At 49.2% G+C, this 7,963-nt stretch carries 8 protein-coding genes; 5 read left to right on the top strand and 3 right to left on the bottom strand.

Annotation, left to right across the window (positions count from 1 at the left end; genetic code table 11):
* Nucleotides 1-81 precede the first annotated feature (81 nt).
* Nucleotides 82-909 (top strand): DUF2161 domain-containing phosphodiesterase, encoded by an 828-nt coding sequence (locus C7R92_RS10905; RefSeq protein ID WP_106834270.1) that lies wholly within the window; start codon nt 82-84, stop codon nt 907-909.
* Between the two features lie 30 nt (nt 910-939).
* Here the strand turns inward: C7R92_RS10905 and C7R92_RS10900 are convergent, their stop codons facing one another.
* Genes C7R92_RS10900 through C7R92_RS10890 form a run of 3 tightly spaced genes read right to left on the bottom strand, consistent with a single transcriptional unit; the run spans nt 940 to nt 2,746 of the window.
* Nucleotides 940-2,145 (bottom strand): NAD(P)/FAD-dependent oxidoreductase, encoded by a 1,206-nt coding sequence (locus C7R92_RS10900; protein WP_106834269.1) that lies wholly within the window; start codon nt 2,143-2,145, stop codon nt 940-942.
* Nucleotides 2,142-2,477, bottom strand: a complete 336-nt coding sequence (locus C7R92_RS10895; protein WP_106834268.1) for a (2Fe-2S)-binding protein — start codon at nt 2,475-2,477, stop codon at nt 2,142-2,144. The genes C7R92_RS10900 and C7R92_RS10895 overlap by 4 nt, the downstream gene beginning before the upstream one ends.
* The gene (locus C7R92_RS10890; RefSeq protein WP_069848264.1) at nt 2,474-2,746 is read right to left on the bottom strand and encodes a (2Fe-2S)-binding protein; all 273 of its coding nucleotides are present in this window, start codon (nt 2,744-2,746) and stop codon (nt 2,474-2,476) included. Before C7R92_RS10890 ends, C7R92_RS10895 begins: the two co-directional genes overlap by 4 nt.
* Nucleotides 2,747-2,893: 147 nt before the next feature.
* On the opposite strand from C7R92_RS10890, the gene C7R92_RS10885 reads away from it, so the two are divergent.
* The 4 genes from C7R92_RS10885 (at nt 2,894) to C7R92_RS10870 (ending at nt 7,960) form a co-directional block, all read left to right on the top strand.
* Entirely contained in the window at nt 2,894-3,961 is a 1,068-nt protein-coding gene (locus tag C7R92_RS10885; protein WP_106834267.1) for a M24 family metallopeptidase, read from the top strand.
* A 221-nt stretch (nt 3,962-4,182) separates the two neighbouring features.
* On the top strand, nt 4,183-5,850 hold the full coding sequence (locus C7R92_RS10880) for a peptide ABC transporter substrate-binding protein (RefSeq protein ID WP_106834266.1): 1,668 nt from the start codon (nt 4,183-4,185) through the stop codon (nt 5,848-5,850).
* A gap of 21 nt (nt 5,851-5,871) precedes the next feature.
* Nucleotides 5,872-7,017 (top strand): branched-chain amino acid ABC transporter substrate-binding protein, encoded by a 1,146-nt coding sequence (locus C7R92_RS10875; protein WP_106834265.1) that lies wholly within the window; start codon nt 5,872-5,874, stop codon nt 7,015-7,017.
* 40 nt (nt 7,018-7,057) lie between these two features.
* On the top strand, nt 7,058-7,960 hold the full coding sequence (locus tag C7R92_RS10870) for a branched-chain amino acid ABC transporter permease (RefSeq protein WP_106834264.1): 903 nt from the start codon (nt 7,058-7,060) through the stop codon (nt 7,958-7,960).
* Nucleotides 7,961-7,963: the final 3 nt, after the last annotated feature.

The following is a 7,963-nucleotide window of genomic DNA, read 5'->3' as shown; positions in this document are numbered from 1 at the left end:
CGTATTCAGTTTTGAAGGAATAACGAAGAGAGGAGTCAATCCACTGGATTGGCTCTTTTTCCTATAAAAGAAGGGGAGCACATGAAACCAAAAGCAGAGAAGAAATATGAAGCTGACATGTACGAACCGATTCGGAATTATTTTGTCACACAAGGATATGACGTTTTTGGTGAGGTCAAGCATTGCGATTTAACGGCCATCAAAGGCGAGGAACTGATCATTGTTGAGTTTAAGCGCAACCTAAGTGTGGAGTTGCTCATACAGGCAACGAAGCGACAACGCTATACCGATTTTGTTTATATGGCAATCCCTAAGCCCAAATACAAATTGTTTTCGAAAAAATGGCAAGATATATGCTACTTGGCTAGACGTCTTGAGCTCGGTCTCATTCTCGTGTCCTTTCCAAAAAGAGGGCCCGCAGTCATGGAAGTAAATATTTCACCGGGACCGTTTGATCGGGTAAAAAGCAAGCAATTCAATCAAAAAAAGCGAAACCGCATCATTGAAGAGATGCGGGGAAGATACGGCGATTACAATGTTGGCGGCAGCTATCAAACCAAGCTCATGACGGCCTACAAGCAGAGCTGCATTCAAATCGCGACGTTGCTTCAGCAGTATGGGCCGTTATCGCCTAAAGTACTCAAGAGTAAAGGGGCGGGGGAGAAAACCTCGTCGATTCTTATCCAAAATCATTATGGATGGTTTGCTCGAGTGCAACGAGGGCTGTATGCGATCACTCCGACAGGAGAGAGAGAAATCGCGGAATATCCTGAGCTTATTGCTCACTATCGTGAACAGGCAGAGGAAATACACGATACGCTTACTGTGGATTCAGAGTTGCCGTCTTCATCAACTACCAAGGGACAAACCAGAAAGAAAAAACAAAGGCAGCCTGCTGTGAAAGAATGACAGGCTGCCTTTTCCTATTGAAGGAATGAATTAGTTCGCGATCCATTCTGCTGTCATTTGCCCCACCAGTGCACGCCCAGCCACAATGTCTGGATGGAACTGAATCGTTGCGTTTTGGCGGATGAATTTCACTTGTTGAATGGCATCCGATAACGGCTGTTCATTCTTCAGCTTCCCCCGAGCTTTTGCGATAGAAAGTCCAGCGACCGTGCCTTGAGCCATTGCTACTTTCGCACTTTCAATTCCCGTGATATTGCCGGCAACATAGAGTCCAGGGACTGGCGTTCGCATGCTTTCATTGTGTAAGGGGACATGCCCGCCCAAAGAGGGAACATAGGCAAAAGGGCACCCAGCAATCGCTGCCAATTCGGCGAGTGGGCTTAATCCACCTGCGATACAGACGAAATCAGCTGGAATGACTTGTTCGGTTCCAGCTATGGGTGAACCATCGGTGGCAACTCGGGCGATACGGACACCCTCGACTTGAGAGGTTCCGACGATCTCCAGTGCTGCTGTTCGCAGTTGAATCGGGATGTCCCACATAGAAAACCCGTTTGAGGGGTAGAGGGACACTGCCAGCTTTTGCATCCATGAACTTCCCATTACTTTGCTCCCCATCCGAATCATCAGAGAAGGGGCAAGATGGGCGACGCGCAATAAAGATTGCATCACTGCTTGTGGTTGTCCCGCAGTGCCACTGACAGTCGTACTAGATGGGAGAATCATTCGATCCACCGCAATTCCAGCCAACTGCAATTCCCGGGATATCGCCACCGATAAGATATTAATTCCAATGACTACCCCGCGTTGTCCTACTCGCACGCGCTGCACATTTGTCATGACTTGAGCAGCTCCGATGGACATCACGCCAGGTAACGTCCACCCTGGCACGGGTACGGCTGCTTCAGAAGCCCCCGTTGCGATCAGGAGCAATGGGACTATCATTTCCCCCTGTGTCGTAGAGACGACCCAGCCATTCTGGGATTGCGTCAAATGGAATACGGAGACGCCGCAACAGAGCTCTACACCGAGATGTTTCGCTTCCTCCGTGAGCCGGGCTGCCTCATCCAGTCCATTCCACCACACACCGTCCGGTTCTTCGTGAAGCTGTCCAAGCAAGCGGCCCCCAGGGCGATAAAACTCATCGACTACACGAACAGCCAATCCCTGCCTGGCACTAGCAATTGCTGCAGATAAGCCTGCAGGACCAGCCCCGATGATGAGAAGGTCGATCATGCACCATGCCCTCCTTTTTTCAAAGGGGTAGGAAGGATTGAACCTGCATTCACTTGCATGCCTTCCTGCACAAGCGTCATACAAGCACGCACGGTAGGGACACCATCTACATGGACGCGACATTCATAGCAGTGACCGATATTGCAGTAAATTCCTCGAGGTGTTCCCTTTTCCTCATGCACCCGAAGCGTACGGACCCCTGCGGCCAATAGGGCTCCCGCAATCGTCTCGCCTTCGTAAGCCGTATAGACAGAGCCGTTATAATAAAAAGGAAGCTGCTTTCTGTCACCAAGTGAACCGAGGATCGGATGGTGATCAATTCGTTGGCTCATGCCCGTTGCCCCCCAATCGTTTGAAATGAGACAGGACGGATAGGCGGTTGGTATCCAAGAGATACAGTATGAGAAGGCGCTTGGCCAGTTACTTGCTGAATGACCTGATCGATCAATGTACGGCAGGTTCTCCCACCGCAGCAGCCCATTCCGGCTCTGGTCCGTAGTTTCAGCTCGCGTGCGGTACATGGATAGGTTTGGGCGGTCTCTACCAATTCAGCGAGAGTTACTTCTTCACAACGGCAGATAATCAATGGATGCGATTCCATGATGATGCCTCCTTTCATTCTTGCTTGATGAAAATGCAAGTGTCGTGCCATGGAGAACTGAGTGAGATCGTCCTGACTGGCACAATACTTGCTGAATATTCTCAAAGAACGATCCTAATCACGACAAACAAAAGAGGGATGACAGAGATGGAAAAAGTAACAAGACTGCGTGAGCAATTCGATTCACTTGGAATCGACGGGATTTTGATCACCAATGGACAAAACCGCCGATACCTCACAAACTTTACAGGTACATACGGAGTTGTCCTCATTTCAAGGGACCAGGCCAAGCTCTTCACAGATTTCCGTTACACAGCCCAAGCGCAAGCACAAGCAACAGGCTTTGAGATCGTTTATTTGCCGACAAAAGAATCCGTATACAGTGAAGTAGCGCGCCAGGCGGAAGCGATGGGGATCAACCATCTCGGCTTTGAAGAGGAGAATGTCTCGTTTGCCTTGCATCGCAAATACAGCGAGGCCGTCCAAACAGCATTCATTCCGACGTCAGGTGTCATTGAGGGATTGCGGATGATTAAGACAAAGGAAGAACTGGCGATCATCCGAACGGCTGCGCAAATCGCCGATGCGGCATTCTCTCATATTACGTCCTTCTTGCGCCCCGGGATCACAGAGCTTGCGGTGTCTAACGAATTGGAAATGTTCATGCGAAAGGAAGGGGCGTCGGGTTCTGCTTTTGACATCATTATTGCTTCTGGTTATCGTTCCGCACTTCCTCATGGCGTAGCGAGTGAAAAAATGATTGAAGCCGGAGATATGGTCACGTTGGACTTTGGTGCATTGTACCAAGGGTATCGCTCTGATATTACCCGAACGGTTGCTATTGGCACTCCTGATGAACAGCTCAAAGCCATCTACGAGATCGTTTTAGAAGCACGCAATCGGACTGTTGCAGGCATTCGTCCTGGTATTACCGGGAAAGAGGCAGACGCCTTCTCAAGGGACTACATTACGGAGCACGGCTATGGCGAACGATTTGGGCATGGGATGGGCCATGGAGTGGGTCTCGATATTCATGAAGAGCCATTTATGTCCACACGTTGCACCGCTGTTCTCCAAGAAGGCATGATTTTGACCGTGGAGCCGGGGATTTATATCCCAGAGCTTGGTGGGGTCCGTATCGAAGACGATCTGGTTGTTACAGAGAGTGGCAATGAGGTCCTTACACATTCACCGCGCGAATTGATCATTTTGTAAATCGAGAGACAAAAGCCTTAGCCGAGTAAGTGGGCTGAGGCTTATTTTGTCTAATAGCGGTGTCTAAGTTTTGAAACACAACAAGGTATACAGTGTACAAAAAAATTTACAACAACTCACTCTAGAACGAAGTCACTGCCGCCTTCCATTTTGGCATACCTCTTGCATTCTGATAATTCTGAAAATCAAGACATAACGACTGAATAATGGGGGTTGATCAAATGAAAAAAAGTATGTTTGCGGTAATGAGTAGTCTAGCAGTCATGGGATTAGCTTTAGCAGGATGTGGAGGAGGACAGCCAGCAGCGAAGCCAGCCGAGCAAGCATCACAGACTGGACAGTCGAGCACGCAGCCAGCACCTGCCACCCCGTCTAAAGAACCAGCAAAAGCACAAGTTTTACGCTGGAATCTTCACTCCGAACCACCTACAGGTGATCCTGGACTTGCGGAAGACACGACTTCTGCTGCCATCGTCAAAGCAGTTTTTGATGGACTGACACGCATCGGGCCTTCGGGCAAGCCGGAGGAAGCAGTAGCTGAGAAGATTGAAGTATCGAGTGATATGAAAACATACACCTTCAAGCTGAGAGACTCCAAGTGGAGCAACGGAGAACCGGTCACAGCCCACGACTTCGAATACGCGTGGAAGCGAGCTCTCGATCCGAAGACAGCGTCTAATTATGCCTACCAGCTCTATTACATCAAGAATGCGGAGAAGGCCAACAAAGGGACTGGCAGCTTGGAAGATGTCGGCGTAAAAGCATTGGATGACAAGACCCTCCAAGTAGAGTTGACGAATCCAACCCCGTTTTTTCTGGAACTAACCGCCTTCCAAACTTATTTCCCGGTAAATAAAAAGGTAGTCGAGACAGATGAAAAATGGTCTGGAGAAGCCAAAACACACGTAGGAAATGGTCCATTCAAAATGGAGTCTTGGGAACACAAAAGCAAAATGGTACTCGTGAAAAACGACAACTACTGGGACAAAGATAGCGTCAAGCTGGACAAGATCGAGTTCTCGATGGTGGAGGATGAAAACACAGAGCTGTCCATGTTCGAAAATGGCGAGATTGACTGGGCTGGCAGTCCGTTAAGCTCGCTGCCAACAGATGCGATGCCAGCGCTTAAAGACAGCGGAAAGCTGCAAGTGAAGCCTGTTGGTGCTACCTACTGGTACAAGTTCAATACAGAGAAACCTCCGTTCAATAACGTGAAGATTCGTAAAGCTTTTGCCTACGGCATTAACCGTCAAATTTTGATCGACAACGTACTCCAAGCGAATCAGCAGCCAGCAATGGCAGCAGTTCCTCCGACAATGGGACTCAATACAGGCGGTTATTTCAAAGACAATGATCAAGAAACGGCGAAAAAGCTGTTAGAAGAAGGAATGAAAGAGTTGGGCATCTCTAAACTGCCGCCGATCAAGCTCAGCTACAACACGTCGGAAGGGCATAAAAAGATTGCAGAAGCGATTCAGGACCAATGGCGCCAAAACCTTGGAGCAGAAGTGAAGCTGGAAAATCAAGAATGGAAGGTGTACCTCGAGACCATGCACGAGGGCAACTACCAGGTCGGGCGTCTTGGCTGGTCGGGTGACTTCAACGATCCGATCAACTTCCTGGAGCTGTTCAAGGAAAAGGACGGAGGAAACAACGATACGCGTTGGGAGAATCCGAAGTTCAAAGAGCTGTTGAACCAGTCAGCCACAGAGAGTGATCCGGAAAAGCGCAAGGCGATTCTGCGTGAAGCCGAACAAATCATGATGGACGAAATGCCGATTATGCCGATCTACTTCTATACGCATACATGGGTGAAGAATGACAAGGTAAAAGGAATCTTCCAGGATGGTCTAGGTGCAATCGACTGGAAATGGGCATCAATCGAATAATATTCGAATGGGGGATGGGCTATGAAAAAATGGGGAAGTGTGATCGTCGCAGCGATGTTGACTCTAACGCTTACTGTAGCGGGATGTGCCAATCAAGGATCTTCTACTGGTGGTGCAGACGCTAGCGAGATACTCGTCGGCGTGATTTTACCAGTAACTGGTAATAACGCAACGGATGGAAAAGACATGCAAAACGCCATCGAAATGGCTGTCAAAAAAATAAACGACAGCGGTGGAGTTGTTGGAAAAAAATTGAAGGTCGAAGTGGCTGATGATGGTTGCGATCCACAAATGGCGACGACAGCAGCCAATAAGCTGGTCTCCCAAAACGTAGTGGCTGTCGTCGGTGGCTACTGCTCAGGCGCGACACTCCCCTCATCGGGTGTATTCAAAAACGCCAACATTCCCATGATCGTTCCCGCAGCCAACTCAGCCAAATTACCTGCTCAAGGCTATGACACCCTCTTTTTGATCAATGGCCTAACCCCAGATCAGGCACAAACCGCAGCGGATTACATGGCAGCGAACCAGGCGAAAAAAGTTGTGCTCATCCATGATAATTCTGCCTACGCGAAAGACTTGGCTGATTTTGCCAAAGCGTCCGTTGAAAAATCCGGCGGTACTGTCATTGCGTATGAAGCAATCAATCCAGAAGAAAAAGATTTCAGTGCGCTGGTAACCAAAATAAAAGGCCTCCAGCCGGACGCGACGTATTTTACCGGCTATTATGCGGCAGGCGGACTCATGGTCAAGCAATTCAAGCAAAAAGGCGTATCTGGTCTGTTCTTCGCAGGCGATGGCTCATTCAGTGAGGACGTCATCAAGATTGCAGGCGCAGACAATGCGGAAGGGCTTTTGATTACTGCGACACCTACAGCAGAATTCATCGAGGGAGCAGAAGCTTTCACTTCTGATTACAAGCAGACGTACAACAACTTGGCACCGGGTCCTTTCTCTGCGTTGAGCTACAATGCGGTCAATCTACTGGCAGATGCGATCGGACGAGCGAACTCGACTGATCGTGACGCCATCAAAAAAGCGATCAAAGAAACAAAAGATTTCAAGGCACTCGGTCAAACAATCTCGTTTAACGCCCAAAATACGCTGGATAACTCCAACTTCGCCGTCTTGAAGGTGACGGGTGGCAAGTTCACGTTAGCGAAGTAGGACATACGTCAATCTTGCTTCAAATAAGGATGGTGGAGGAATGGACATTCTCGTCCAAACGCTGGCGGACGGACTGGTCATCGGTGCTTTTTACAGTTTGATTGCATTGGGCTACACGATGGTTTTTGGCATTATCAAGCTGCTCAATTTCGCGCATGGCGATTTGTACATGCTCGGTGCATTTGTCGGATATACCTTGCTCAGCGTGCTCGGCGGAGACTCTTCCGGAGGAGGCTTGATGGGAATATTGATTGTCTTGTTGCTGACGATGGTGATTGTCGGCGTCATCGGGATGGGGATCGAGAGGGTGGCTTATCGACCGCTCCTGTTGGCTCCACGACTTTCTATCCTGATTACGGCAATTGGTGTCTCTCTCTTTTTGGAAAACGGCTCGATGATTGTTTGGGGCGCGCAGTATCAAGTGTATCCCTTGCAGCTTTCTCACGACGGCATTAGCCTCTTAGGGGCCAAAATCACGTATGTCCAAATCGGTCTTGTCTTCATCTCTGCGCTTTTAATGCTGGGCTTGCATCTTTTCATCAATCGCTCCCTGTACGGCAAGGCTATGCGGGCGATTGCGCTCGATCAGACGGCTTGTCATTTAATGGGCATCCATGTGCATAAAGTCATTGGCTTGACCTTTTTCATTGGTGCTTCGCTTGCAGCAGGTGCAGGCACGATGGCAGGTGCTTATTACGGAACCGTCAATTTCATGATGGGCTTTGTCATTGGACTCAAGGCGTTTACGGCGGCGGTTTTGGGGGGGATTGGCAGCATTCCGGGCGCGATGTTGGGTGGGCTGCTGCTCGGTATGATGGAGACAGCCGGAACATTTATTTTCGGCGGTTCATGGAAGGACGTCGTGGCGTTTTCCTTGTTGATCATGATTCTCGTATTGAAGCCAACGGGGATTATGGGTGAGAAAGTGACAGAGAGGATGTAGCGG

This window comes from Brevibacillus porteri (genome assembly GCF_003013475.1).
GTDB lineage: Bacteria > Bacillota > Bacilli > Brevibacillales > Brevibacillaceae > Brevibacillus > Brevibacillus porteri.
This window is presented reverse-complemented; position numbering and strand designations above follow the sequence as displayed.